This is a genomic window from Synechococcus sp. H55.10, assembly GCF_047502715.1.
Lineage (GTDB): Bacteria > Cyanobacteriota > Cyanobacteriia > Thermostichales > Thermostichaceae > Thermostichus.
Genome location: NZ_JANSJJ010000294.1, coordinates 1 through 26547, shown reverse-complemented (window position 1 = coordinate 26547; position 26547 = coordinate 1). Strand labels below are relative to the sequence as shown.

Here is a 26547-nt window from a genome sequence, read left to right as displayed (position 1 = left end):
TAGCGGGCCTTGTCCGGCATGTGGGGCCCCGCTTCGATGGACCAGACCACATCAAAGCTGGCGTCGGGAAAGGGCAGGTTGAGGGCATCGGCCACCTGAAACCGGACGGGCAGATCGGGGGGGGTGAGCTCTTGGGCCCGCTGCACCTGCTGTGGGCTAATGGTGATGCCGGTTACGACAAAGCCGTAGTCGCGGGCCAAGATGCGACAACTACCGCCGATGCCGCAACCTACATCCAGCACCGTCGTCCCCGGCGGCAGCCGATCCAGCCCGCCCCAGCGCACCATCTCGTGGACAAAGTCGTGCTTGGCCTGGATGAAGTTCTTCCGCCGCGGCGGGGATCCGTAGTGGCCGAGGTGAATATGCTCGCCCCAGTAGAACTCCAGGATCCCGTCGCGGGTCCACTCGTCGTAAGACTTAGCCACGGATGCGGGAGACTCGTATTTGCGAGCAGTCAACAGGTAGGCTGCCAGACCCACGGCCAGCAGCAGAGCTATGCTCAAAGCCCAGAGGATTGGATTCATCGGATTATAGTCGTTTCAAACAAGATTAAGACACTTTGCCGCCGACCCAAGCGCTCCGGGCCTCTACCCTCACCCCCAACCCCTCTCCCAGAGGTGCCCAAGCGCTCCGCGCCGCCGGCGCGTTCGCGACAGCGTTGCGTAGGAATAACGACGTAGAGAAACGTTTCATTGCTACTTGGTAGTGACTATAACTGTGCTGAGGGACGGCGATCATCGGTTGGATGGCGGCTGCCCGCTATTGGGAAGTCTAACAATGCGGCAAAGATCCAATCCCATTTTGCCCCATCCGCCAAGGGATGAAGTTTAGGATCCCGACGAGGGACGGCTGGACAAGATTGTCCAGCATGATTCCAGCATCAATGGGGATCGTTGCCATCATCCGCTGGGCTGGGTGGTCTTGCCAGACAAAAGGGTGGCGGCATAGCGAGCAGCTCCCTTCAACCCCACCTGCGCATTCACCACCACCTGCACCGACAGTTGCTCCAGGAGAGGACGCATCCGCCCTTTGTCCAAAAACGAGGACAAAAACTCTCCTTGGTGCAAGAGGCGCAAGAGCTTGGGCGCGATCCCACCGGCGATGAACAGGCCCCCGCGAGGCAGCAGTTGCAGGGCGAAGTTCCCGACCGCAGCTCCGTACAAGCTGATAAAAAGCCGCAGACACTCCACTGCCAGCGGATCCCGTGCTTCCATGGCGGCATTGGCAATTTGGGCTGCCGGGTCAACAGGCTCGGCCCCCTTTTCCCAAGCCTCAATTTGGGCCAGCAACTGTTCTTCCCCTTGCCCCCACCGACTATCCCGCAAAAATTGATAGATGGCAACAATTCCCTGCCCTGAGACCACCCGCTCGGTGGAGACACGCCCGTGCCGTTTTTGCAAATACCTCAAAAGCTCCCACTCTAAAGGGGTGCGCGGGGAAAAATCCACATGCCCTCCCTCGCTGGCATGAACCTGGTAGCCGCCTTCTCCCCAGGTGAGGTAAGCCTGCCCCAAACCCGTACCTGCTCCCATCACGCCAATCGGAGCCCGGGGTTGACGCTCACCCACTTGCAAGGTGTCCAGATCTTGATCGCCCAGGGCAAGCAGGCCATACCCCACAGCGCTGAAGTCGTTGATCAAGGCTACGCGCGGGATCCCCAGCTCTGCGGCCAATTGGCTTGACTGCAGATCCCAAGGCAAGTTGGTGATCTTGGCGGTCTGTACCCTTGCTCGCTCCATCACCGGGCCGGCCACCGCAAAACAGGCAGCAGCAGGCTGTGGATCTCGACCCAGCTCCTGCCGAGCCTGGGCCAGAAACTCTCCCACCATCGGGGCGAGGCTGACGAAATCTTGGCTGGCGTAGCGGCAATGATAAAGGCTGTGCTCGGGATCCTCGGCATTGACAAGGCTGAGGCTGGTTTTGGTGCCCCCGATATCTGCGGCCAACAGCAAGTCCATACGGTTTCCTCCGGCCAGCACATCGTTTCCACCCTGGCATCTCTGGAGAGGGAATGCCCATTTCGGCCTCCCGGAGCTTTCCCGCTCCTGTCACGGCGAAGAAGGTGCTATGTTAACTGATGTAAAGGTTTTTAATGTTGCATTTTGTCTTCCACACCTTTTTTGCCCCCTCTCCCAAATGAGCCTCTGCTGTCATCTGAGCATCGCCCTCTCCCGATTCAAAAGCGTTTCGGATCCCACCATGCCATTGGGGGAATGGCGGCTCTGCTCGTCTGCCTGCCCGTTTTTGTGCAAGCGCCCCTGGTGCGATATGCCCCCTGGGTGAGCTTGGTGATGTCTTTGGGCTGGTTGGGCCTCAGTTTGCATCTCTACTCGCAGCTCCGTACCCGCCTGTGGGGAGATTTGCTCTACGGCTTTACCCTGACTTGGCTGGCGGGATCCCTGTATTGGGGCTGGCTGCGCTTTGAGCCTCTTTGGCACATGCCCGTGGAAGCTTTGGGGATCCCGATTGTCTGGTGGGGGACACGGCAGCGGTTTGCCCGCATCGGCACCTGGTTTTATCTCGGTTCCCTGTGGGGCACGGCGATTACCGATCTTTACATTCACTCGGTGGGCTTGCTGCCGGAGTGGCGACAGGCGATGCAGTTCGACCGCTTGGATCAGGCGGTTGTCCCTTTCATGGCCGCTCTTGACAAAATGGCTACCCCCTGGGGCCTGAGTTGGGGCATCGGCCTGGGCCTTCTCTTGCTGGGCGCTGGGTTGTGGATGATTCGGGGATCCCGCCGCCTGCACCATTGGGCCTTTGCCGGAGCAGTGCTAAATACCCTGTTGGTGGATGGTCTTTTTGCCTGGGGGGCGGCTTTGCTGCGGTGAGCGGCGGCAGGTTTGCATCAGGCTGCCGGGATGGCCGGTTCTGGCTCGGCAGGAGGCAACTCCGGTGCCGGTGCGGGCTGAGGCAGAAAGTCGATGACCCTCCAGGTCTTAGCATCAGGCGAGCCGTAGGCCAGTAGCCACCGTTCGGGCACGGTTTGGGGCTCTGCGTCAGGCGAGCGCTGCGTAGCAACAGTTTGTGCCTTTTGGTGGGCCAAGGTGAGCTGAAAGGGATCCCCTTTGCGGCGATAAGGACGGCGGGATCCCGGCGGCTTCACGATCAGGGTGTAGGTACCGCTGAGGTGATGGCCTTCCAGCGTTTCTCCTGTTCTTGCGGAGCAACAGGCCAACAGCAAAGGTTCACGGCGATCCCGACGGATTTTCACATCTTGCACTTCCAGCCGGGCCGACAACTGCTCACTGCCCACCAAGGAGGCCACCGGCTCGGACAAATGAGCGATCTGATAGGCAAGGGCCTGCTGCACAATCGGCTTGGGCGGCCTGGGGCCGCAGCCGGCCAGCAGCCCCACCAGCACAATGGCCACAAGGCCGAGGATCCTGCGAATTCCGCCGCGCCAAGCCGATCCCCGCCACCTCTCCCCCGGTTGTGGCATCGCTTCTCGTAAGGCCATCAGATAGTCACTAAGGTGGGGTGTTGCTTCAAGTATTCCGTATTCACGCCGGACTCGCGGGTGAGGGCCACCAGACCGGTACGGGCGATCTCGCGGATGCCAAAGCTGGTCAACATCTTGATGATCGCCACCATTTTGCCCGGATCCCCGGTCACCTCGAGGGTCAAAGACTCCTCCGCCACATCCACAATCCGGGCACGAAACATTTGGGCGACATCCATGATGGCGGAGCGGGTCTCGGGGCTGGCATTCACCTTGACCAGCATCAGCTCCCGTTCCACACAGGGGACGTGGGTGATATCGGTAACTTTTAGCACATCGATGAGCTTGTAGAGCTGCTTCGTCATCTGCTCCACGTCGTGCTCATCTCCCTGCACCACCATGGTGATGCGAGAGATCCCCGGTCGTTCGGTGGGGCCGACGGTGAGGCTGTCGATGTTAAAGCCGCGACGGGCAAACATCCCCGCGATGCGGGTTAAAACGCCAGGCTGATCCTGCACAAGGGCGCTGAGGGTGTGTTTCACGGTAACCAAAGAGAGAGCTACGCAGAGGATAGGGAAGCAAAAGAGAGGTTGGGAAACGACCGTACCCTGAGGAAATTTTACGCCAATTTTGCGGGAGTGTTTTTTCTATTGCTCTGCCCACCCGGCCTCGGCAACCGCAGAGAATACAGAGGGTATGTAAGGCCGCGCAGCCTCTAACTCTGCAAAGACCCGCGCGTAACCCCCAATTGGCTATGTAGCTTCAGCTCGCGCCACAGCTGGGATCCGCTCATCCGGCCTTGGAGAAGCTGTTGATAGCAGCGCAAGGTTTCCCGGATCTGCTCGGGGGATTCCTGCAAGAACTCAATGCGCAGATATCGCAACCCCAGATCCAGCAGTTTTGGCACATGCTCGGCCCCGGTTTGGGCTTTGCCGTTGTAGAGAGTGTTGCGGCAGCCGGCATCGGCTTTCAAAATGTGCTCGACATTGGCCCTATCCCTCAGCCTCACCTCGTGTTTTTCGCAGGGACGGCCACAATTGGTGTAGTCGGTACCGCGGGACAAAAAAGCGCAGAAGACGCAGTGCTCCATGTGGAACATGGGCATGTGCTGGTGGATGGTGACCTCGTACCAGTGGGCGGGGCCGGCCTGGAGCAGGGATCCCAGTTGCTCGTGGTTGAGGTCATAGGAGGCCGTCAGGCGCTCCAAGGGGTAGCGGCTTTTGAAATAGTGGGCGGTGATGGGGTTGGCCACGTTCAAGGAAAAATCGCCGATGCAGCGCTGGCCGGCAAAAAAGCGCAGGTGGTCGTAGTTGCGCACCAGATAGCCATCGGCTCCTGCTGCCAACACCTGTTTGAGGATCCAGCTTTCTCCCGGCTTGGTGATGCGGGGCGGGGCCGCCCACAGCTCCACCTCAGGGTGAGCGGCCTTGGTGGCGCGGATAACTTCCCGGTAGCGGCGGGGATCCTCCAACTCCAGGTAGATCTGCCGGATGCCACAGGCAATTGCCGCCGGCAACTGCTCTGGATCCCGCACCAGCACCACCAGTTGGGGCGATCCCCTTTCCGGTTGCTCCGGGGCGGGCAGCAGATCTGGCCAGCGAGCTTCAGGGTTGAGCTGCCAGCGGCGGGGCCGAGCCCGCAGCGCCTGCAACTGCTCCACGGCTTGGCGCCGCATTTGGTTGAGGACGCTCAGCGGCAGCATCACCTCTCCTTCCAGGGCATTGTGCAGGGATCCCAACTTGAACGGGGTGGAACCCAAACGACCCAGTTGCTGCCGCAGCTTCTCGTCGGTGAGGGGTTGGTGATGGGCAGGCTGCAAAGGCACCGGCGAATCCACCCGCACCACGTGGCCCTCTTCATCCCGCAGGATCAGCGTCAGGGGCAAGCCGGCCTGGCCGTGAACTTCCAGGTGGACGGGGCGTTGAAAGCGAGGCTGATCCCCGGCATAGCTCTGGCGCAGGCGTTTCTCCAGCTCCGGGTCGCTGGTCTTCCAGAGGCGATCCCCTGGCCGCAGGCGTTTGAGGTCAATGGCCCCCTGGGCAAAGCCAAGCCAGGCCAGCCCCTGCTTCTTGTGCACGCGGTAAACCCGCCCCCCCTGCTCCGGCTCTCCCTGGTCGAACACCACGCCATCGCCCGGCTTGAGGGGAGCCTGCAGGCGCACCCCCACCTGATCCCCTTCGATCCGCAGCACCTGCCCCAGGTAAACCCCCCGCTTCTTGCCAAAACGGGCATGCACCAGCTCTTGGTTGTTGATGCCCCGCAGCCAGCCGGTATACAGCCCGCGGGAAAAGCTCATCTCCAGCTCATACCACTCCTGAGCTGAGGGCTGCCACGCCTGCCCTGCCCCCAGGGCGTCCAAGGCCTGGCGATAGATGCGCGTTACATTGGCTACATACTCCGGCGATTTCAAACGACCCTCAATTTTTAAGCAGTGGATCCCCAGCTTGACCAGCTCCGGCAGCACCTCCAGACCGGCCAGATCTTGGGGGCTGAGCAGATACCGCTTCTCCCCCAGATCGCGCCGCATCCCGTCTACCACCAGCTCGTAGGGCAGGCGGCAGGCCTGGGCACATTCTCCGCGGTTGGCCGAACGTCCTCCCAGCGCCTCGCTGGTCAGACATTGCCCGGAATAGGCCACGCACAACGCCCCGTGCACGAAGATTTCCAAGCAGACGGGGGATCCCTTCTCTTCCAGATGGGCGCGGATCTTGGCCATCTCCTTGAGGGAACACTCCCGCGCCAGCACCACCACCTCACAGCCCAACTCGGCGGCAAACTCTGCCCCGATACCGCTGGTGACGGTCATCTGCGTCGAGGCGTGGATGGGGAAATCGGGAGAAAGATGACGGATCAAGCGTGCGATGCCAATATCCTGGACAATGACCGCATCCACCCCCGCCGCGATCATCGAGCGGATGTACCGCTCCGCTTCCTCCAGCTCCCCCGGAAAGACCAGAGTATTCAAAGTTACATAGCCTCGCACCCCCCGCTGATGCAGCCAAGCCATCAGCTCCGGCAAATCTGCCTCTGTGAAGTTGCGGGCGCGTAGGCGGGCGTTGAACCGCTCCAGCCCGAAGTAAATGGCATCGGCCCCGTTTTCTACCGCTGCCTTGGCACACTCCCAATCTCCTGCCGGCGCCAGCAGCAGCGGCAGCGCGACGGGCAAAGCCGCCGCCGCAGAACTTGTCCCAGACGTTTTCATCGCCCCACCCGGAGCAAAAGGGATCCTTTCCCATTCAAAAGCAAAAAACCTGAGGAAGGGATCCCCTTTCCCAGGTCGAACCGCCGCTGCCGGCGGCCTCTTACCAAGGCCGAACTAGGAGGCCAGCAGCACATTCAGGATGCCGGTGAGGATGGCGCTGAACAAGGCCAGCGTGATGTAGCGCCCAACAGCCGGGTTTGAGCCCAAAAGCCGATCGGAAGCGCTGATGGTGAAAAACAAAGACCAGGCCTGCGTGGCGTTGATGGTCTCAAATTGGTTGAATTCAGGGGTAAAGATCTTAGCCATGGTTTAATGCTCCTCGGAAGCATGCGTTTGTCCCCCCACCTTAACAAAAGTTAACAGTAGCTGCCACGTTCGCGCGGCTACATCAGAGCCCTGATGCACAAGGCTGGGGTAGGCTGCCTGTTGTGGAAAAGCTGAGCATACAATTATCAGCTCGATCTGAACCGATCTGCTGTTGGGTAGATCTGCATCTAGCGTGGGTCGATTTTATGCGACTCCGTATATAGTATTGAGTGATGCGGGATCCCCACTCAAATAGGGGCTTTGCCCCTCGACAGGAGTCGAGCAGATGTTCTAACCTTGGCTTCTAGGGTGGCCCAAGAGCGCTCTTTGAGGTCAGTGAGCCGGGGTGTTGTCAGCGACGGCCAGCCGCGAGTCGATGCCGAGGGTGTGCCGCATCGCTAGCCTAGCCCTGTCGAGCAGGTTCAATCCGGGTGGCTTCTGCCTTGCCCGATCTGTTGGTTAGTACTTGAGGGATCTAGCCCTATAGCAACCAGAACAAGGCGCGATGCCGGGAGTGGAGATGAGAATGATGCGCTGTAACGTAGTGTCGCCTGCCCGATCCCTCTGCTGCTGTGTAGCTCGGGTGAGCAGTATAGCCGGGATCCTGATCGGGACAGCGTGGGCGAGCTTGGCCATGACTCCCGCTTGGGCTCAGGGGAGTGCTCCACCGGCTCAGGCAACCGCAGGCCCCATGAGCCGGCAAGAGGTGGCAGAGCGGCTGAGCCTGGTGCCTGTTTTTGCGATTGTGTCTCAGAACGGCACACCTGTTGTTGCCAATGTGGAGCGAGATGGCCGCACCATTCAAGTGGTCTCCTTCTGGCTGGATCAAGCCCAGGCCCAAAAAATGTTGGAGCAGGTGAAAGCCAGCAACCCCGAGATAGCCAGCCAAGCCCAGGTGGTGCCTCTCTCGCTGGGGTATGCCTACGAAAAATCGGAAGAGGAGCGCGCCAAAAATAGCGATCTGTACTTCGAGGTGGTGCCGCGGCCTGCTGATGTGGAGGCAGCCAAGCAGGTACTGAAAGAAACCAGCAAAGATGTGCCTCCAGAAGCGATCGGCGTACCTCTGTTCTATGGCCGCTCCGGAGATGGGCTGCTGACCATCGAGCAGGATGGTCAGGAGGTGGTGCCCTTCTTCTTCGACCGCAACGATCTGCAGCGAGCTTTGGATCGGGCGGCAGCCCAGAACCCGGATGTGGTTGGAAAAACCCAGATTGAGGTCACCTCCCTGGCCATTGTGGTGGAGCGCATGCTGGCTCCCGATGCCCAGGCCGATGTGCAGAAGATCGCCTTTATCCCTTCCCGCTCGGCGCTGGAATACATCCAATCGTTGGCTCGGCCTGCCAACCCTTCTGCCAGTCCCCAGCCTCAGCGTTAACCCAACCCCCAGTCATACTGGCAGAACGGAATCCTTTGAGATCCCCCTCGACTCTGCTGAGGCGATTGCTGGAGTGGCGTGCCCAGGCCCTGAGGGCGGCAAAAGCGGCTGGGATCCCTGCCGAGGAGGTGGAGATTCTGCTCAAGGAACGGCTGGGGTGGGGGCCGTTGGAGCGGCTGCTGGGTCGGGCTCCGGCTGGGGCGGGGGAACTCCTGGAGGAGGTAGAGGCCCTTTGGCAGCAAAGGGTGGAAAAGCGCGTCCCTCTGCAGTATCTGTTGGGCAAAGTGGAATGGGCCGGCTTGAGCCTACGGGTGACCCCGGCGGTGCTGATCCCACGTCCGGAGACCGAGCTGCTGGTGGAGCAGGCTTCCCTCTGGTTACAAGCTAATCCTCTGCCGCCCGCATCCTGCTTGGCCGACCTGGGCACCGGCAGCGGGGCCATTGCCATCGCTTTGGCCCAGCGACATCCCCAGTTGCAGCTTCTGGCGGTGGATTCGAGCCCGCAAGCCCTAGCCGTTGCGGCGGACAACGTGGCGGCCCACCATTTGCAGGAGCGGGTGCAGTTGCTGCTGGGATCCTGGTTTGTGCCCTTGGATCCCTGGCGGGGGCGGCTGCGCGGCCTGGTTTCCAACCCGCCCTACATCCCCACCGGGGAGCTGGCCCATCTCATGCCCGAGGTGCGGCTGCACGAGCCGCGACAGGCCCTCGATGGCGGGGAAGATGGGCTGGCCCACTTGCGGCTGTTGATTCAAAGGGCACCGGACTACCTGGCCCCCAACTCCTTTTGGGCGGTAGAAGTGATGCGAGGACAAGCCCCTTGGGTGGCGGAGCAATTGCGAGAGAGGGACTGTTATCGGCAGATCCAAGTTCACCGCGATCTGGCGGGGATTGAGCGGGTGGTCAGCGCCCACTTCGTCGGGTAGAAAAGGGTAGGATCCCCATGGAGGGGGGTATCTCCAGAGCCTGCTCGCGTCAGGGGGACGTAGTCCTTACTGTGCAAAGCTTAAAGATTCGAACCCAAGGATCTGAACCTCGACGGGATCCCCTGTCCTTCGTCCGGAGCACCTTTTGAGGAAACCCGCAGCCAAACCCGATCCAGCTTCCCAGCCGGCGGCCCCTGCCGACAGGCAAGAGGCCGTAGATTGGCAATTTGCTTTTGAACGCTCTGAGGTGATGCGAGCCTTTCAGCAAGAGTTGCTCGTCAGCATTGGCCACGAGCTGCGCAACCCCCTCAGCAGCCAGATGGGATCCCTGCAGTTGGTGTTGTCGGATCTGTGCGATTCCCCGGAGGAGGAGCGGGAATACATTCAAAGTGCCAAAGAGTCCGTAGAGCGCTTGATTAAGCTGCTCGAGGAATACACCCGCCTGGCTCGCCACGATCTGCCCATTCAACCCCTGCAACCGGAGCCGACCCAACTCCGCCCCCTGCTGCAAGATGTGTACAGCCTAACTCGCCTACAGGCCCAGGATCAGGGCATTCGCTACGAGTGGCCGATCCTACAACCACCTTCTGTTTCTGAGCCGTCCGCCCTCCCGGACAGCCTTATGGTTTGGGCGGATCCCCACGGTTTGGTGCAGGCTCTGCTGGGGGTGTGTCGCTGGGGCATCCGTGCCCTGCGCTATGGTTCGATGGCTCTGCACCTCTATCCCATCGCAGCAGCGGAGGGGCACCTGTGTCTAGAGTGGAACCTGGAGGGACGGTGCCATGTGCCCGTTGAAACAAAGAGCAGTGCTACTTGGCGGGTGAGCGAGCGGCTCCTGAGAGAAATGGGGGGCGATCTGGAGCTTGGCGAAAGCGGCCTCCACCGGGTTGTCATCAAGGTAACCCTACGCCTCATCCAGTGATCCCAGACAGGTAGGCTCAGCGACTGCGCAGCCCCGGCCAATTGGCATCTGCCTTCTCGATCAACCCGGGAATGTCCCGCTCCCAGTTGCGCTGTACCCGCCGGTTGGCATTCAAGTACAGCTTGTCATCGACAATTTTCCAGGCAAAGGGATCCACCGGGTAAAGGTAGTTGTGGGCCACGGCCCAAGCACAAAACCCGCCGTACTGGGGGGCAAAGCGCTCCGGGTTGCTGCGAAACCGCTCCCGATTGTCAGCAGTGGCAAACCGCCAGGTCACCCCTCCCCACTCCCATTCATAGGCTGGGGATCCCTCGACCGGCTTGCCATCGATAAAGTAGGCCACCGGGTCATAGCCGCGCAGGGCCAGGCCATCCACCGCAAAAAAAGGGCCCGGGGATCCCTCCTCGGCAGCTCCAGCCACCTGTCCTTGGGCTGGAAGGGACAAGAGCGAAGCTGAATAAAAAGCAATAACCCCACCCCCAACCATCAGCGGCAACGAGAGCAGGATCCAACGACCTGTGCCCATAACAACCTCCCAAATCCTGAGAAAATGCCCTTTGCCTCGAGAGAGCGGCGCCTTCCTCCTCAGGTTTGGAAGAACGCCGGCGATGACCTCGACTTTTGCGAGCTGGCAACAGCTTGGCTGCACCGGGGGAAATTTGCCTGTGATTTGGATCTGGGAGATCCCAAAAGTTCAACCTTCCCGGCGCAAGGCCAACTCCGCCCGATCCAGTTGCATCAGCACCCGCTCCACCTTCTCCGGGTTGAGAGGTCGGTTGGAGGTGCGGTACTGGGAGGCCAGCGTATTAAACACGGTGCGCAGGGTGGTGAAAGACTGGAGCTTGTCGTAGCGTTGGCCGTGGTAGCGTCCTGCGAATTCTTGCATAGCCTCCATCGCTTCCGCCCGCGCCTCTGCCGGGTTCATCACGGGATCCGCTTCCGAAAGGACGGTGCGCAGGGTTTGGATCAGGGTCATGCTGTCTTCGTAGTACTTGCCGGTAAGACGGGCCGCCTGAGCGCTTGCGGTCGTCCAGCCCAGCACCAGGATGACCGAGAGGAGCAGGCCGACAAGGCGTAGAAAAAAAGTTTTCAGCATGGGAAGCTTGCCTTATGTAACTTATCTTTAAGCATAAGTCACGGCGACGCCCCAGAGGAGCTCTTGAAAAGATGCTGTTCCCACTCTTTAGCCACTTACCGCCCGAGCTGGCCCCCTACCGATCCCACGCGATCATGTTGGCCATGATTCTAGGATTTGCCTGTGCTCACAGTGGGCTGGCCTACTTGCGGCCTTGGGGGGAAGCTTGGCTGGGATCCCGTTTGTACCGCCTTCTTTTTGCGCTGGTCAGCCTCAGCTTGGCGCTGCTGTTGCTGATCTACTTTTTTAACCATCGCTACGACGGGGTGATCCTCTGGGATCTCCATGCTGTCCCCGGCATCCACACCACCGTTGTTCTTTTGTCAGCGCTCTCGTTTTTCTTTTTGTATCCGGCTACCTTCAATTTGCTGGAGATCGCCGCCATTCAGAAGCCGGAGATCCACCTGTTTGAGACCGGGATCATCCGCATCACCCGCCACCCCCAAATGGTGGGCCAGGTGATCTGGTGTGTGGCCCATTCCCTTTGGATTGGCTCCAGTTTTATGCTGGTCACCTCCCTGGGGCTGGTGGCCTATCACCTGTTCGCCGTCTGGCACGGGGATCACCGGCTGGAGCGGAAATACGGCCAGGCCTTCCGCGATCTCAAGGCCCGTACTTCTGTGATCCCCGGCTTGGCCATTCTGCAGCGGCGACAACACCTGCAACCGCGAGAGTTTCTGCGCTGGGCCTACCTAGGGGTGTTCAGCTTTGTAGTGATTCTTTATGCTTTCCATCCGCAAATGGTTTCTGCAGCCAGCCAAATTGCCTGGTAGCATGATCCCAAACAACTTCTTTAGTCTGGGAGTGATGAACTTGCAAGTTGCTTTAGATGCTTTTAATCAAGAACTTTTGACAAGTGACGGGTTGGTGTTGGTGGATTTTGGCGCCCCTTGGTGTGGCCTGTGTCGGTTCATTCAGCCGATTACCGACCGTCTCGCAGCAGAGTGGGGCGGCGCAGTTAAGGTGCTGCGGGTGAATGTGGACGACAATTTTTGGCTGCCGCGCCGCTATCGGGTGCGCTCGCTGCCGACCTTAATTTTGTTTGAGAAAGGTCAAGAAGTGCATAGGTTAGAGCACTTTGCCAGCCGTGATGAGGTGATCCGGCGCTGCGAGCAGTTGTTTCTCGCCCACCTGCGCTATGTGGGTTCGGGTGCCTGCTCCTCCTCGCTTGACCCCCAAGCCCCGCCGCCAGGGGTGTAGAGGGTGAGCACATCGCCGGCTTTCAGGGATCGGCTGGTTTTGCTGGGCAAGGGATCCCCGTTGACGAGGTTGATCCCCACCTGGCCAGGCTCGCCGCCTTCTTCCCCTTGGGGGGCATGGTGGCGCCGGTCGGTGAGCAGGGAGAGGGTGCAATCTTGCAAGGTCTGGAGGGAGCGGATCAGCCCCCAGCCGCCCCGCTGGCGGCCATGGCCGCCGGAATCTGGGCGTAGCTCGTAGCGCAGCACCCGCAGGGGATACTCCAGCTCCAGAGCTTCGATGGGGGTGTTGAGGGTATTGCTCATGCCCACGTGGACGCCGTCCAGGCCCGGTCGCTGCCGGCTGGCTCCTTGGCCGCCCCCCAGGGTTTCGTAGTAGGTGAAGTGGCGGTTGCCGAGCACACAGTTGTTCATGGTGCCCTGTCCCTGGGCAATGGCACGGGATCCGGCCACCGGGGCTAGGGCTTTGAACACCACATCGGCAATGCGCTGCGAGGTTTCCACGTTGCCCGCCACCACCGCCGCCGGAAATTGGGCGTTCACCAGGCAGCCGGGCGGGGCTACGATCTCGATGGGATCCTCCAGGCCGACATTGCTGGGCGCCGTGGGATCCAACAGGCAGCGCAGGGCAAAGAGCACCGCCGAGCGGGTCACAGCCAAAGGCGCGTTCAGGTTCCCCGCGGTGGCCGGGGCTGTGCCGGCAAAGTCCACCCGTAGCCTCTCCCCCCTTACCTCAATCTGCACCTGGATGCGGAGCGGCTCGGGCGGATCCCCGTAGCCCTCCAGGTAGTCGCAGGCGGTGTAGATCCCAGCGGGCAGAGCGCGGATCTGGGCCTGCATCCGCCGCCGGCTGTAGGCGATCACCCCGGCGATCAACTGCCAGGCCTCTTCTTCTCCAAAGCGGGCCAGCAGCTCGCGAAACCGGCTCACCCCCACGGCGCTGGCCCCCACCTGGGCCTGCAAATCCCCCCGCCGCTGCTCAGGGTTGCGCACATTGGCCAGGATCAGGCGCAGCAGATCGCCCTGCCAGCACAGCTCCCCCGTCAGGGTCATTTGGGCCAGCCGCAGCGGCGGGATCACCAGCCCTTCCTGCCAGATTTCCGTAGAGTCGGCCGGCATGGAGCCGGGGCGCATCCCCCCAATATCGGCGTGGTGGGCGCGGTTCACCGCGTAGGCGCAGACTTGTTCTGGATCCCCCAGGCCGGGGATGGCCGTAACCACCGTGATATCCGGCAGATGGGATCCCCCCTGGTAGGGATCGTTGAGGACGAACACATCGCCGGGCCGCGGGCCGGCTGCCACCACCGCCCGCACCGCTTCCGCGAGGGCGCCCAGGTGCACCGGAATGTGGGCCGCCTGGGCAATACAGTCTCCCCGAGCGTCGAACAGGGCCGTCGAGCAATCCCGCCGCTCCTTGATGTTGGCCGAGTAAGAACCGCGGATGAGGCGCGCCCCCATCTCCTCGGCGATCCCCGCCAGCGCATTGGCCATCACCTGCAACCGGATGGGATGGGAGACGCTATCCATGCTCCTCACAGCCTGCGCCCCAGCCAAACAGCCACCCTGCGGATCCCTTGCCAAAACTGAAGACGCCGCTGCCAGCGGTCGAGGTTAGTGCGATTCTCCCGCAGCCGATCCCGTAGGCGCAGCAACTCAGCCGGCGTGGGAGCCAAAGCCCGCTCAGCTGCTTCCCGCCAGTCGGCCATGGCCCGCTCCGTAATCCAAAGCGCCGATCGCAAGCTCAAGACAGTAGGAATAAAAGCAACCAGAGCAAGAAACAGCAGCCCATTGAAGCTGCAAACCGCCCAAACTGCCCACTCTGTCCCTGATGCAGCAGTCACAGAGAGCTCAGCAAGGGATCCCGACAAAGCTTACTGCTGCTGCAGCATCAAGGGGCGCAACACACGGCCATCGCCGACCACCACCACCGTGGACAATACCTGTCCGCCGCGCCGGAAGGTAATGGGTACCCGCTGGCCCACCGGGGTGTTTTGGATAATTTGCTGGACGTGCTGCACCGAGGTGACCCGCTGCCCGTCCACCCCAATCAAAATATCTCCCTGGGCCAGACCCGCTTGTTGAGCCGGGCCATCCTGGAGCAGACCAACCACCTGTACCCCTTGGATTTGAGGCGCGGGGCCAAACAGGCGACGACTGATGGCGCCTTGAGCTGGCTGTCCATCCACCGTTTCAATGGCAACCCCGATAAAACCGTTGCCTAGGACAGCAGGCGACACCTGAGCCCCGAAACTGTCAACCTGAACCGTGGGGCTGTAGAAGTTGTAAGCTTCACCCCCAACCGAGTCACAGGGGTAGGCCACAACGGCATCTGCCAGCAAGAGGGAAGCAGGCAGGGCGAGGGCAAGCTTAGACAGATGAGTTATTTTCTGCATGGTTCGACCCTGGAAACGGCGAAGTAAAGACAAGTTTGCTTTGACAAGACGCTGGAGTGGAGGAACCAGCCCAAGATCAATTAACAACAATCAAAAGGAGCCAGTGGCGGAAGCCATCGACCAGGCAGCCTGCACCGCTCTTCCCTCAGTGATAAACCCAAAATCGCCGACTGTCGATAGGCTTGGCCGTGCTCCGGGGCTGGATCCCAAGGTTTTGCCGGCATTCCTGTAGCAATTCTTCAAGGTCTTGGGATCCCCAACCCAGGCTATCTCAGCGGCTCACAGACTGGCGCAGCGATCCGTGGCCTGCAGCAGAGCGGTGCGGATCCCGGGCTCGGTGATGGAATGGCCGGCATCGGGAATGAAGTGAAACTCCGCCTCTGGCCAGGCCTGGTGCAGCTCCCAGGCGGAAATGGGCGGGCAGACCACGTCGTAGCGTCCCTGGACGATCACAGCCGGCAGATGGCGCAGGCGCTCCACCCCCCTAAGGAGCTGGTCTTCAGGATCCAAAAAACCCCCATGGACGAAGTAGTGGCACTCGATGCGGGCAAAGGCCTCGGCAAAGGTCTCCTGGCCAAAGCGCTCGATGAGCTCAGGGCTGGGGATCAACTTGCTGGTGCTGGCCTCCCAGATGGCCCAGGCGCGGGCCGCTCTCAGCCGCACCTGGGGATCCGGGTCGTTGAGGCGGCGGTGGTAGGCTGCCAGCAGGTCATCCCGCTCTTCGGGGGGGATGGGCTCCAGGTAATGTTCCCAAGCATCGGGGAACAGGTAGCTGGCCCCCGACTGGTAAAACCAGCGGATCTCAAAAGGGCGTAGCAGGAAAATGCCCCGCAAGATAAACCCCAGGCAGGAGTGGGGGTGGGTTTGCCCATAGGCCAAGGCAAGGGCGCTGCCCCAACTGCCCCCAAACACCCACCAGCGCTCAATGCCCAGGTGTTGGCGCAGCTTCTCGATATCGGCCACCAGATCCCAGGTGGTGTTCTCCCGCAGCTCGGCGTAGGGGCGGCTCTTGCCGCAACCACGTTGATCGAACAGCACCACCCGCCAGCGGCTGGGATCAAAGTACTGCCGGTAGAGGGGATCGATCCCACCCCCCGGCCCCCCATGCAAAAACACCACCGCCTTGCCCGCCGGGTTGCCGCACTGCTCGTAGTAGAGGGTGTGCAGGGAAGAGACGGGGAGAAAGCCGTAATCGTAGGGCTCGATGGGCGGGTAGAGATCGCGCTGCATAACCAGTTAGAGATTCTAAGGGCCAACGGCCAGCCGCTCAAGGCCTGCGCAGGGCGATGGTGGCCTTGGGGGGGATCCCTTCCTGGAAGGTCTCGCCATCGGCGGCCACAATGATAAATTGCAGCTCCTGCCCCGGCTGGGCGCCCAAATTGCTCCAGGGAATGGCCACCTCCAAACAGGCATCCACCACCGCCTTCACCTGATGGTTGATGGGCTGCCAGCTATGGTACTCCCCTGCCTGCAAGAGCTGAGCCTCGACGGGTGCGGGATGCTGGCCGGTGCCAGGCGGCGGCAGCGACAGCTTCAACAGGTGGCGGTAGAGATAGTTGAGGGGGGCTTCTGCCGGCAACCCCTGCAGGGGAATGGGGCTGTTGACGGTAACGCGGTTGGGATAAAACCACAGCACCTGCAATTGCTTGGGCCGCTGCACCACCGAGTTAAAATCCAGCCGCAGATAGAGGTTGAAGTGATCGAACCCGTACCAGAGGCGGCGGACGACGCTGTTGCGGTGCATGGTTCCTCGGGCTGCGCCGATCTCCACCCGCCCGGCCTGGCTCCACTCCCGTTCGGCGGGGCGACCGTTGATGGTGGGATGGATAAACCCCTGCGGCAGGCGATCCCCCAGCCCGTCGTGATCCTCGAGGGGAAACTGCAGCGCCGCCGGCACCGCCTCTCCCAAAGCGGTGTAGAGGGCCTGTAGATGTTCCCGAAACAACTGGTCAAAAACGGCATCGTGGGCGGAAGAGTGGCCTGCCCCAAACCACCAGAACCAATCGGATCCCTCAGCGGCCCAGAGGGCTTCCCAGGCCTGGAGGGTGGCGTGAGGGTGATCCTGGATCACCTGGCGGGCTTGGGCAAGGAGCTCCCAGGCGCGGTTTTTGACGGGATCCCCAATCCAAGTGGTAAAGTCGGCCTCAATCCAGGAGCCGCTGTGCAATTGTTCGGCTGGCAGAAACTCCGTGGGGGGAAACTGATCCAAAAACTCCGACACCTTCACCAAGCGCAACGCCGGGTGCTGGCTGAGGCGGGCATAGAGGTTTTCCAGGAAGGGGCGGCCATCTTGGGGGTAGTACTCCCAGCAATTTTCCCCATCCAGGGCAATGGTGACCAGCCAGGGCTGGTCTTGGGGTAGGCGGTTGCGGATGCTCTCCAGGTGGCCGATGAGATCTTTGGCGGCAGCGTCGGCAGGCATGGCGCTGTAGCTAAAGCCAATGAGATCGGAAAGGCGGTGATCCCGAAAGATGATGGCCAAATCCCCTGCCTCGCTCTCCAGACGGTAGGGGCGGTAGAGCTTTTCCGGCTCGAGGATATGGCCCTGCCCGTCGCGATGAAAGGGTTGGCCCAAGCTCCAGCCCAGCACTCCCTCGTCGGAGATGATCCAATCAAAGCCTTGTTTCTGGATCAGGGGCACGATGGCGGGGCTGACCGCCTGCTCTGAAGGCCACAGACCCCGCGGATCGCGGCCAAAGCGCTCCCGGTAGATCTGCTTGGCCCGCTCCAGTTGGCTGTGGACATCCTGCTCCCAGTGGAAGGGGTAGCGGGGCAGGGGCAAGCCGGGCCGGGCCACCCGCGCCGAGCGCTCGCTCACCAGCAGGGGCAAGATGGGGTGGGTGTAGGGGCTGGTGGTCAACTCCAGTTGGCCGCTACTTTGCAATTTGGCGTGCTGGGGCAGGATGGCGGCCAGGATCTGCTGTTGCTTGGCGTAGATCCGCTGCCGATCCGCCAGGGTAAAGCCGGATCCCATCTTGATCCAGCTCTCGATCTCAGGATCCTCCTGGAAGAGGGGATCGAACCAGGAGAGGTTGTGCCAGGCCAGCAGGTCACTGAAGTCTTGGGGCGTCCAGTACTGTAGGCACCAGTTGATCCCTTGCGATTCCCGCTGTTCGTAGAGCTGGCGGTAGCGGGGGTAGGGCTCAATCATGGTGGGGTAATGGCTGTCGAAGAAACGCTCGACAATGAAGCGCCGCTGCTCCGGGGTCAGCTTTTCGACAGGAGATAAAGTCAGCTCCAAATAGGGATCGAAAGCGGAGCCAGCCACGTAGTCTTCGATTTGCACAATGAGAGAGGGCACTAGGTTAACCGTTTGGTGCAGGCGGGGATAGCGCTCCAGCAGCAAAATTAAGTCCAGGTAGTCTTTGATCCCGTGTAGGCGCACCCAAGGCATGCGATATTTACCCGCCAGCGGGCTTTTGTAGAGGGGCTGGTGTTGGTGCCAAACCAGGGCAACATGCAGCGGGTAGGTCATGGGAGGCACGGGATCCGACCATCACCCGGATACTAGCCCATCTGTCCGGCTCCCGATCGTAAGAAACTCTGGAATGTTGAATGGTGGGGCTCCACCTAGATGGTGCCCACTGCGGGAAAACCTTGTCATTCGCCAGATTTCTCAGGACAATGGCGGCAAATGGAAGAGCTAAGTCATGACTGCTGCTACCCACGTCCTGGAACAGTCGATTGTTGTCTTTTCCCAAAACTACTTGCCCATTAGCCGGGTCAACATTAGGCGGGCGATTGTGCTGCTGCTGACGGGCAAGGCAGAGCCGCTGGCGATGATGGATGTGCCGGTGTGGAAGGTGCGCTCCCCCAGCCAGGTGATCGAGGTGCCCGAACACATCCGCCTGACCATCAAGGGCAAAGAGCGATCCTGGCGGGTGCCCCCTGTTACCCGGCGAGAGGTCTTGCGGCGGGATCACCACACCTGTCAGTACTGCGGCAGCACCCATAACCTGACCCTGGATCATGTCGTACCTCTTTCCCGCGGCGGATCTCACACCTGGGACAATGTGGTGACCGCCTGCGAACGCTGCAACCAGCGCAAGGGCAACCGCACTCCTGAAGAGGCCAATATGCCCCTCCTCAGCAAACCCCGTGCCCCCATCCACCCAACAGTGGCTTTTGCGGAGCAATTTTGGCGTGAGCACCAAAGTCGGCAAGAGTGACCTCCGCCCATCGCCAAGGCGGTACGCTCGCTGTTGGGCTTTTCCGGTCATTGCCAACGATGGGATCTTGCCACCGGTTCCCCGACAGCCCTTCCAATGAGAGGGTACTTTCCCACAGATGGTATTCGAGGGTTCTGAACGCGGCTTTGGAGACTGGCTACTCCATTTGTGGCAGCAGCCCCTGATCGCGGTGATCCGCCTCTGTAGCAGCCCAGACCAGGCTCTCCAGGGATCCACCCTGGCCATCCGGGCCGGGATCCGCCACATCGAGATCACCCCGCACGTTCCCCGCTATCTGGAGTTGATTGCCCAACTGCGGCAAGACCACCCGCAGTGTTGGATAGGGGTGGGCACCGTCTCCCATCGACAGATGGCGGAGCAGGCTTGGCAGGCGGGGGCCCAATTTTGCGTTTGCCCTTTTACGGACGAGAGCATTATCCGTTGGGGCCGGGAAGTGGGACTGCCCGTCGTGCCCGGTGCCCTTACCCCCAGCGAGATCTGGAAGGCATGGCAGGCGGGGGCAACGGCGGTCAAAGTGTTTCCGGCGGAGAGCATGGGGGGATCCCGCTACCTGCGTCATCTGCGACCGGTGCTGGGATCCCTGCCGTTGATCCCCACTGGGGGGGTGACCTTGGCCAAGGCAGCGGAATATCTGCAAGCAGGGGCCTGGGCGGTCGCCATTGCCGGAGATCTGTTTCCGACAGAGGATTGGGATCCAGACTGCCAAAAGCTGGAAAATCGGCTGCGCCAGGCGCTGCAACAGCTTGCCGAGCAGAGAAACAAAAACTGGCCCAACCTGAGCAAATCGGTAGAATAGGGTGCGTGGTGTGAGGGAGGCCGGCATGGGAGAGTTTCTAGATCTCTACCTGGAATTCCACATTCCAAGCCCGGTTGAAGAAGCCACTTGGCGCCATTGGTTCGAGATCTGGTTGCGGGAGCTGGGGGTACAGGAGCCGTGCGAGCTCAGCCTTTGCCTCACCTCCGATGATCACATTCGCCAGCTCAACCGCGAGTTTCGCCACCTTGACGCGCCCACCGATGTGCTGGCCTTTGCCGCCCAGGAGATGCCCGCCCCCGTCAAGCTGCACGAGATCACGGGGGTGCGCCTGCTGGGGGATATTGTGATTTCGGTGCCCACCGCCCGCTCACAAGCCAAAGCGCAAGGGCATCGGCTCTCGCAGGAGTTGGCCTGGCTGGCCAGCCATGGGTTGCTTCACCTGCTGGGGTGGGATCACCCGGATGAACGTTCTCTCCAGCACATGGTGCAGCAACAGCGACAGTTGCTCGCTGCCATCCAACTGGATGGAGGGGTAAGCCATGGCCAACAGTCCTAGTCGGCTGGCGGCGTTCCGGCGGCGCGTCCATTCCAAGCCCACCGGTATCGCTCCAGCGCCTTCCTCTGAGGTCGATCCCGCAGCCAATGCCGCGCCTTTGGAGGTGGATCCCTGGCGACGCCCCCCCTCTTGGCAGGTGGCCGACAACCTGGGCAAAAGTTTCTACTACGCGGGCAAGGGTTTGGCTTATGCAATCCGCACCCAGCGCAACTTCCGCATTCACATGGCGGTGGCGGCGGTAGCCTTCGGCCTTGGGCTGGGCCTGCGGCTGAGCGCTGCGGCAATGGCCCTGATCAGCCTGACCAGCGGTTTGGTGATGGCGCTGGAGCTGGTGAATACCGCTCTGGAAGCAGTGGTGGATCTCACCCTCGGCAGCAAATATCATCCCTTGGCCGAGATCGCCAAAGATTGCGCCGCGGCAGCGGTGTTGATGGCAGCAGTGGCATCCCTGCTGGTGGCGGCTTGGCTCCTCCTCCCGCCTCTATTGCTGCTGCTGCAGGATGGCTTCCCAGCACCAGCCTGAGGAGCTTGGAGAGAGAGTTTTTTATCCAGCCGGCTGGGAGTGGATCACCACCCGTCCTCCCTGCCGATCCAAGCTGAGCGGTTTGGCTTCTGCTTCAATATCGAGCTGGGCCCAAGCGCTGACCATCGCGGCTCCCACCCGTTCCCGATTTTCGGGGGCGCAGAGGGCCAACAGGGTGGGGCCGGCTCCACTGATCACCACCCCATAGGCCCCGGCAGCTATGGCTGCAGCTTGAACCGTTTTGAACCCGGTGATCAGCTCCATGCGGGCCGGCTGGTGCAGGCGATCCTGCAGGGCCACCCTCAGCCAGTCCACCCGGCCCGACTGCAAGCTGCGAATGAGCAGACCCAGATGGCTGCTGGAAAAAACCGCATCCGCCAAGCTGACGGATTTGGGCAGGATCTCGCGGGCTGCTTGGGTGGAAAGCTTAAAGTTGGGCACCGCAACCACGATGCCAATGCTTTCGTGCCAATCCACCGGACAAAACACCCATTGCCCCTGCTGCCCCTGCACACAGAGCTGACAACTGCCCTGCAGGGCGGGCACCACATTGTCTGGATGGCCTTCCAGGGCGATGGCCAGTTGTAGGAGGGTTTCGGGAGCTAGGTTGAGCGACCCGATGGCATTGGCTCCCAACAAGCCGCCGACAATAGCGGTGGCAGAACTGCCCAACCCCCGCGCCAGGGGCACGTTGAGGGTGATTTCGATTTCTACCCCCGGCACGGGCTTACTCAGCAACTCAAAAGCGCGGCAGAAGGCCCGGTACACCAGGTTGTCCTTGCTCTGGCTGATGTGGTCGCTGCCACGGTAGTGGATGCTGAGGCCAGAGGGGATCTCCCGAAATTGGAAGTGGTTGTAGAGCTCTAAGGCTGCACCAATGCAGTCGAACCCCGGCCCCAAATTGGCGGTGGTGGCCGGGACGATCACCTCGACTCGCTCTTTGACCAAGGGGACAGCTCCTCAGTGAACGATGGGCAACTCAAGGTCTACGGGCTCCCATTATCCTATGAACGACGGCCAGATCCCCACGACTACTCAGCCTGACGAGCTTCCGGGCTGTCCTGAAAAGCTTTTTATTCTTGTAACCTATGAGTTGAGTGCTGGGCATAGCGGGCCTGTTTCCACTCCGGCCATTGGCTCAACCCAGCAGGGATCCAAAAAGGAGGGGGCAGAGGCCTGCAGAAACTGTCTTGGTTGGTGTTGGGCTTGAGCTATCTCGGGCTGGGGCTGGGATCCCTGCCCCGGTTGCGCATGAACCGGGCCACGATTGCCCTGGTGGGATCCGCCTTGCTCATTGGCTTGGGGACCTTGTCGCTGCGGCAGGCTTGGGAGGCCATTGACCCCACCACGATCGTGTTTCTCCTGAGCATGATGGTGGTGAATGCCAGCTTGTCCTATGGTGGGGCCTTCCAGTTGGCTTTGCTGGGCCTGATTCGGGTGAGCCGTAGCCCCTTTGGCCTGTTGATCATGCTGGTGTTTGGCAGCGGCTTGCTCTCGGCTTTTTTGCTCAACGATACCCTGGCCCTGGTGTTTACTCCCCTCACTTTGCAGGTCACAACGGTGTTGGGGTTAAACCCGATTCCCTACCTGTTGGGCTTGGCGGCAGCCACCAACCTGGGATCCGTCGCCACCTTGAGCGGCAACCCACAGAACATTTTGATCGGCTCTTTCTCTGGGATCGGCTATCTGGAGTTTGCCGGCAAGATGACGCCCATTGCCGTGGTGGGGCTGCTGCTGGAGGTGGGGCTGCTGTGGCTCTATTACCCCCAGGTGCGCTCCTTGCAACCCTTTGCCCAGGTGCCTTGGCTGCCGCTGCGCCTCTACCCGCCCCTATTGCGCAAGAGCCTGGTGATCGCGGGGGGGCTGTTTGTGGCCTTCATAGCCGGACTTCCCTTGGCCGAATCGGCCTTGGTGGCAGCGGCCCTGTTGCTGATTACCCGCAGGCTGAAGCCGGAGCGATTTCTGGGGCAGGTGGACTGGAATTTGCTGGTGATGTTCTCCGGGCTGTTTATCTTGACGCGGGCAACGCGAGAACTGGTAGCCCTCTGGGGGATGAGCTTGGGGCCTTTGGCAGAGAGGCTGGTGGGATCCCCCCTCGCCCTGTTGATCGGTGTAGCCATTTTATCCAACATCATCTCCAATGTGCCGGCAGTGTTGTTGCTGCAATCCTTGGTTCCCCAACAGGAGACCACCACTTGGCTGTTGCTGGCTGCCGGCTCCACGTTGGCGGGCAATTTAACCCTGTTTGGGGCAGTAGCCAATCTAATCACGGTTGAGGCAGCCGCCAAAAAAGGGTACGTGCTCTCCTTTGGGGAGCATCTGCGCTTGGGTCTGCCCCTGACTCTGCTGACGCTGGGCTTCAGTGGGCTGTGGCTGGGCCAGCCCTTCCTGCCTTCTCCATCGCTCAGGTAACTTCTGCCCAGGGATCCAGCTTGTCGGGATCCCTGGGTGTGATGACTGGTGTTGCCGTCCTTGCGCTGGCACCAGCAGCCTCTCCTTCAGAGCTGTTGGTGGGTGTGGGGGTGCTGCTTGATGTTGTCAGCATCCTTCACTTCCATTGCCGTATTGAGGATCCGTCGCGGCTCGAGGCTGTGGTTGAGCTTAAACGCCCCCCGCTCGGGAGTACAAACTTGGTGCAGGGGGATGTGGCGAAACTGGGGCTTGCTGCGATAGGTGCGGGCCGCCGCTTGCAGCCGCTCCACAAAATCTTCTCCCAGCACCACCCCCGCCGGGAAGACATCGGCGGGCAAAGTCGGGGTCCCGTTGTTCACGATCTCGGCATAGGTTGTGGCGTAGAGGAGACAATAGGAAGTGCTGCGGCCCTCTTGGGCCAGGCAGTCCAAGGCGGCAGCGGGCAACGGCTCGGCCACCAGGACTTCCCGCAGGTGACCGTCCTCATCTCGCTGGAAGCAGGTGGCCACTCCCAGCACCACGTATTCCAGCCCTTGGACGGGGTGAGTTTGCGCCGTATTCGACATCGAGGCCATCTCCAAGCAGGGTTTGCGGTCGAGCGCCCTCGACCAGGGGGTCGTCCTCACAATAGCAACAACTCTTGCCTCGGGCAGCGGGGGCTGTTGCAAGATAGGAAGCGGATCCCAGTCCGATCCAAGCTCTGGGCGAGGTCAGCGGTTGGCTGCAGGGATCCAAAATTTGCTTTACTGTAGCGAAGCGGGGTCAGTGTTGCCTGAGAGAAACAAGGGCTCCAGGCAGCTTTGGCAACCCTCGATTCATCATTTGGGAACTTCCAAGGGTCCGACTATGGCGGATGGCGAATACAAGCCTGGGCTAGAAGGCGTTCCGGCCACGCGCTCTAACATTAGTTTTGTCGATGGCCAGGTAGGGATCCTGGAGTATCGGGGCATTCCCGTTGAGGAACTGACGGCCCACAGCACCTTTTTGGAGACGGCCTATCTGCTGATCTTCGGCAAGCTGCCGACGCAATCCGAGCTGAACAACTTTGACCAGGCCGTCCGCAGCCATCGGCGGGTCAAATACCGCATCCGCGACATGATCAAGTCGTTTCCTGAGTCGGGCCACCCGATGGATGCCCTGCAAACCTGCGTGGCAGGCTTGGGGATGTTCTATCCGGTGCGGGAGGCGGATCCCGACTATGTGTTTGGCACGGTTACCCGTCTGCTTGCCAAGCTGCCGACCATGGTGGCCATGTTTCACCAGATGCGCCAGGGTAACGATCCCATCCCCCCCGACGACAGCCTGGATCATGCCGCCAATTTTCTCTACATGCTCTCCGGCAAGAAGCCGGATCCCTGGCTGGCCCGCATCTTCGATACCTGTCTGATCTTGCACGCCGAACACACGGTCAACGCCTCTACCTTTGCCCTGCTGGTAAGCGCCTCTACCCTGGCCAGCCCCTACAGCAGCCTGGCCACGGCGGTGGGCACCCTTTCGGGGCTGTTGCATGGGGGGGCCAACCAACAGGTGATGAGGCTGTTGCGGCAAATCGGCTCGGTGGAAAATGTGCGCTCGTTTATCGAAGAGAAGCTGGCCAAAAAAGAGCGCATCATGGGCATGGGCCATCGCGTTTACAAGGTGAAGGATCCGCGCGCCACCATTCTGCAGCGGCTGGCCGAGGAGCTGTTCGAGCGCTACGGCCACGACAAGTACTACGACATCGCCCTGGAAGTGGAGCGGGTGTGTGCGGAGCTGCTGGGGCCCAAAGGAATTTACCCCAACGTGGACTTCTACTCGGGGTTGGTCTACGCCAAGCTAGGGATCCCGGAAGATTTGTTTACGCCGGTATTTGCCATTGCCCGGGTGGCGGGTTGGCTGGCCCATTGGCGGGAGCAGTTGTCGGATAATCGGCTCTTCCGACCCACCCAGGTGTACACAGGTGAACGCCAGCAACGCTACATCCCCATCGAGGAGCGGGGTTGAGAGCGGTTTGACAGAGCACTGGGCCGGGATCCAAACTCAATAGAGCCCAAATCGTGTGTGAGGTGGTGCGTTGAGCCCTTTGGATTCTCCCCTTTGGCGAGACGGGTTCACCCTCTTCTTGAGCATTGTGGTGCAGGCCATGCCGTTTTTGCTCTTGGGGGTGTTTCTCTCCGGGCTGATGGCCGTGTTCGTAGAGGGATCCCAGTTGGCTCGTTTCCTACCCAAAGGCAAAATCGGCAGCGCGGTAGCCGGTGGCGCCCTGGGGTTCTTTTTTCCGGTGTGCGAATGCGGCAATCTGCCCGTGGCCCGGCAACTGGTGATCAAAGGGATCCCACCCTATGTGGCGGTGGCTTTTTTGTTGGCAGCGCCGGTGTTTAACCCGGTCGTGATCTTCTCCACGTGGATTGCCTTTCGCAGCATGCCGGAGCTGGTGGTCTACCGGGTTCTTTTTTCTTTTGGCATTGCGGTGGCCATCGGCTTGCTCTTCAGCGTGCAAAAAGATCTGGAGCCTTTGTTGCAACCGGCGGTCTGGCGAGAGCTGCAGCGCAACCGCTGCCAAGAGGCAGCTCTGAAAAGCACCTCCTGCTCGCCGTTGTTGCAGGGGGGCACTTTTTGGATTGGATCCCAGGGCCATGCTCAAGGGGCTGCTGGCGGATCCCTGGCCACTCCGCAGACTGCCGAAGAGGTGTATCGGGCAGCGCTGGCCGCTGCCCCTGCTCTCTCTTGGCGGCAAAAGGGATTGTTGCTGCTGCAAACCTGGGCTAGAGAGATTCGCGAGCTGGGATCCGTGCTCATCCTGGGTTCGGCGATGGCGGCCTTTGTGCAGACGGTGATCCCGCGTTCGTTTGTTCTAAATTATGGCCAAGATGAACTGGTCTCGATCCTGATCATGATGGCCCTGGCCGGGATCATTTCTATCTGCTCGACGGTGGATGCCTTTTTTGCCCTCTCCTTTGCCGCCACCTTCACGCCGGGATCCCTGTTGGCCTTTATGGTGTTTGGGCCGATGGTGGACTTGAAGGCCATTGGCTTGATGCTGACTTTGTTCAGGCCCCGCGCCATTTTCTACTTGGTGCTCCTGACTTTTCAGTTCACTTTAGTAGGGGCTTTGGCCATCAATTACTGCGCCAGTTAACTCGCCTGTCCTGCATTTGCTCAACGTAAGGCGCGGGATTCCCCACCCGGGTGGGGAGGGATAGCGCCTCCTGACTGATTCTGGATATATCGCTTCA

Annotated in this window: 28 protein-coding genes; 13 read left to right on the top strand and 15 right to left on the bottom strand. The window is 60.9% G+C overall.

Going from position 1 to position 26547, the window contains the following annotated elements; genetic code table 11:
- Together NW858_RS13355 and NW858_RS13350 are read right to left on the bottom strand one after the other, a co-directional pair.
- The coding region (locus NW858_RS13355; protein ID WP_414520679.1) for a methyltransferase domain-containing protein at positions 1–524 on the bottom strand (524 nt) is incomplete at its 3' end.
- Positions 525–899: 375 nt separating this feature from the next.
- Positions 900–1958, bottom strand: a complete 1059-nt coding sequence (locus NW858_RS13350) for a glucokinase (protein ID WP_414333351.1) — start codon at positions 1956–1958, stop codon at positions 900–902.
- Positions 1959–2213: 255 nt separating this feature from the next.
- On the opposite strand from NW858_RS13350, the gene NW858_RS13345 reads away from it, so the two are divergent.
- Positions 2214–2831: a DUF3120 domain-containing protein gene (locus tag NW858_RS13345; protein ID WP_414333349.1), complete on the top strand. Its 618-nt coding sequence runs from the start codon at positions 2214–2216 to the stop codon at positions 2829–2831.
- A 17-nt stretch (positions 2832–2848) separates the two neighbouring features.
- Here the strand turns inward: NW858_RS13345 and NW858_RS13340 are convergent, their stop codons facing one another.
- From NW858_RS13340 to NW858_RS13325, 4 genes are all read right to left on the bottom strand, one after another.
- Positions 2849–3460 carry a hypothetical protein gene (locus NW858_RS13340; protein WP_414333347.1) on the bottom strand — a complete coding sequence of 204 codons (612 nt, stop codon included), beginning with the start codon at positions 3458–3460 and terminating at the stop codon, positions 2849–2851.
- Complete coding sequence (ilvN, locus tag NW858_RS13335) at positions 3460–3984, bottom strand: acetolactate synthase small subunit (RefSeq protein ID WP_414333369.1); 525 nt, start codon at positions 3982–3984, stop codon at positions 3460–3462. The genes NW858_RS13340 and ilvN overlap by 1 nt, the downstream gene beginning before the upstream one ends.
- A gap of 173 nt (positions 3985–4157) precedes the next feature.
- On the bottom strand, positions 4158–6644 hold the full coding sequence (locus NW858_RS13330) for a DUF3656 domain-containing U32 family peptidase (protein WP_414520678.1): 2487 nt from the start codon (positions 6642–6644) through the stop codon (positions 4158–4160).
- Positions 6645–6758: 114 nt separating this feature from the next.
- Positions 6759–6950, bottom strand: coding sequence for a hypothetical protein (locus NW858_RS13325; RefSeq protein WP_414333343.1), 192 nt, complete (start codon positions 6948–6950; stop codon positions 6759–6761).
- 505 nt (positions 6951–7455) lie between these two features.
- On the opposite strand from NW858_RS13325, the gene NW858_RS13320 reads away from it, so the two are divergent.
- The 3 genes from NW858_RS13320 to NW858_RS13310 all read left to right on the top strand — a co-directional run bounded on the left by NW858_RS13320 (position 7456) and on the right by NW858_RS13310 (position 10170).
- Entirely contained in the window at positions 7456–8325 is an 870-nt protein-coding gene (locus NW858_RS13320) for a Tic22 family protein (RefSeq protein WP_414520677.1), read from the top strand.
- Between the two features lie 35 nt (positions 8326–8360).
- On the top strand, positions 8361–9248 hold the full coding sequence (gene prmC, locus NW858_RS13315; RefSeq protein ID WP_414347389.1) for a peptide chain release factor N(5)-glutamine methyltransferase: 888 nt from the start codon (positions 8361–8363) through the stop codon (positions 9246–9248).
- Between the two features lie 145 nt (positions 9249–9393).
- Positions 9394–10170, top strand: a complete 777-nt coding sequence (locus NW858_RS13310) for a sensor histidine kinase (protein WP_414520676.1) — start codon at positions 9394–9396, stop codon at positions 10168–10170.
- Positions 10171–10186: 16 nt separating this feature from the next.
- Here the strand turns inward: NW858_RS13310 and NW858_RS13305 are convergent, their stop codons facing one another.
- Together NW858_RS13305 and psb27 are read right to left on the bottom strand one after the other, a co-directional pair.
- Entirely contained in the window at positions 10187–10696 is a 510-nt protein-coding gene (locus NW858_RS13305) for a YHS domain-containing (seleno)protein (RefSeq protein WP_414333335.1), read from the bottom strand.
- A gap of 168 nt (positions 10697–10864) precedes the next feature.
- On the bottom strand, positions 10865–11266 hold the full coding sequence (psb27, locus tag NW858_RS13300) for a photosystem II protein Psb27 (RefSeq protein WP_414333333.1): 402 nt from the start codon (positions 11264–11266) through the stop codon (positions 10865–10867).
- A gap of 71 nt (positions 11267–11337) precedes the next feature.
- Between psb27 and NW858_RS13295 the strand changes: the two genes are divergently transcribed.
- A complete protein-coding gene (locus tag NW858_RS13295; protein ID WP_414520675.1) occupies positions 11338–12078 on the top strand; it encodes an NnrU family protein in 741 nt (246 codons plus the stop codon).
- Between the two features lie 34 nt (positions 12079–12112).
- Complete coding sequence (locus NW858_RS13290) at positions 12113–12505, top strand: thioredoxin family protein (protein ID WP_414333329.1); 393 nt, start codon at positions 12113–12115, stop codon at positions 12503–12505.
- On the opposite strand, the gene NW858_RS13285 is transcribed toward NW858_RS13290, so the two are convergent.
- The 5 genes from NW858_RS13285 to NW858_RS13265 form a co-directional block, all read right to left on the bottom strand.
- Positions 12442–14028 (bottom strand): hydantoinase B/oxoprolinase family protein, encoded by a 1587-nt coding sequence (locus NW858_RS13285; protein ID WP_414333328.1) that lies wholly within the window; start codon positions 14026–14028, stop codon positions 12442–12444. The two genes, NW858_RS13290 and NW858_RS13285, sit on opposite strands and share 64 nt — an antisense overlap.
- Before the next feature lie 5 nt (positions 14029–14033).
- Entirely contained in the window at positions 14034–14342 is a 309-nt protein-coding gene (locus tag NW858_RS13280) for a hypothetical protein (protein ID WP_414520674.1), read from the bottom strand.
- Positions 14343–14372: 30 nt separating this feature from the next.
- Positions 14373–14894, bottom strand: coding sequence for a PDZ domain-containing protein (locus tag NW858_RS13275; RefSeq protein ID WP_414520673.1), 522 nt, complete (start codon positions 14892–14894; stop codon positions 14373–14375).
- A gap of 279 nt (positions 14895–15173) precedes the next feature.
- Entirely contained in the window at positions 15174–16124 is a 951-nt protein-coding gene (gene pip / locus NW858_RS13270; protein WP_414520672.1) for a prolyl aminopeptidase, read from the bottom strand.
- Between the two features lie 37 nt (positions 16125–16161).
- On the bottom strand, positions 16162–18369 hold the full coding sequence (locus tag NW858_RS13265; RefSeq protein WP_414509699.1) for a glycoside hydrolase: 2208 nt from the start codon (positions 18367–18369) through the stop codon (positions 16162–16164).
- A 175-nt stretch (positions 18370–18544) separates the two neighbouring features.
- On the opposite strand from NW858_RS13265, the gene NW858_RS13260 reads away from it, so the two are divergent.
- From NW858_RS13260 to NW858_RS13245, 4 genes are all read left to right on the top strand, one after another.
- Positions 18545–19063 (top strand): HNH endonuclease, encoded by a 519-nt coding sequence (locus tag NW858_RS13260; RefSeq protein WP_414333320.1) that lies wholly within the window; start codon positions 18545–18547, stop codon positions 19061–19063.
- 166 nt (positions 19064–19229) lie between these two features.
- Positions 19230–19880: a bifunctional 4-hydroxy-2-oxoglutarate aldolase/2-dehydro-3-deoxy-phosphogluconate aldolase gene (locus NW858_RS13255; RefSeq protein WP_414333318.1), complete on the top strand. Its 651-nt coding sequence runs from the start codon at positions 19230–19232 to the stop codon at positions 19878–19880.
- Between the two features lie 25 nt (positions 19881–19905).
- Entirely contained in the window at positions 19906–20397 is a 492-nt protein-coding gene (gene ybeY, locus NW858_RS13250; RefSeq protein WP_414520671.1) for an rRNA maturation RNase YbeY, read from the top strand.
- Complete coding sequence (locus tag NW858_RS13245) at positions 20381–20920, top strand: diacylglycerol kinase family protein (protein ID WP_414333314.1); 540 nt, start codon at positions 20381–20383, stop codon at positions 20918–20920. Before ybeY ends, NW858_RS13245 begins: the two co-directional genes overlap by 17 nt.
- A gap of 21 nt (positions 20921–20941) precedes the next feature.
- On the opposite strand, the gene thrB is transcribed toward NW858_RS13245, so the two are convergent.
- On the bottom strand, positions 20942–21868 hold the full coding sequence (gene thrB / locus NW858_RS13240) for a homoserine kinase (RefSeq protein ID WP_414333312.1): 927 nt from the start codon (positions 21866–21868) through the stop codon (positions 20942–20944).
- Positions 21869–22117: 249 nt separating this feature from the next.
- Between thrB and NW858_RS13235 the strand changes: the two genes are divergently transcribed.
- A complete protein-coding gene (locus NW858_RS13235) occupies positions 22118–23332 on the top strand; it encodes an anion transporter (RefSeq protein ID WP_414333368.1) in 1215 nt (404 codons plus the stop codon).
- A gap of 86 nt (positions 23333–23418) precedes the next feature.
- Here NW858_RS13235 and NW858_RS13230 read toward each other — a convergent pair whose 3' ends face one another.
- Complete coding sequence (locus NW858_RS13230) at positions 23419–23898, bottom strand: hypothetical protein (RefSeq protein WP_414333310.1); 480 nt, start codon at positions 23896–23898, stop codon at positions 23419–23421.
- Positions 23899–24178: 280 nt separating this feature from the next.
- Between NW858_RS13230 and NW858_RS13225 the strand changes: the two genes are divergently transcribed.
- Together NW858_RS13225 and NW858_RS13220 are read left to right on the top strand one after the other, a co-directional pair.
- Entirely contained in the window at positions 24179–25315 is a 1137-nt protein-coding gene (locus NW858_RS13225; RefSeq protein WP_414333309.1) for a citrate synthase, read from the top strand.
- Positions 25316–25394: 79 nt separating this feature from the next.
- Entirely contained in the window at positions 25395–26450 is a 1056-nt protein-coding gene (locus tag NW858_RS13220) for a permease (protein ID WP_414337172.1), read from the top strand.
- Positions 26451–26547: the final 97 nt, after the last annotated feature.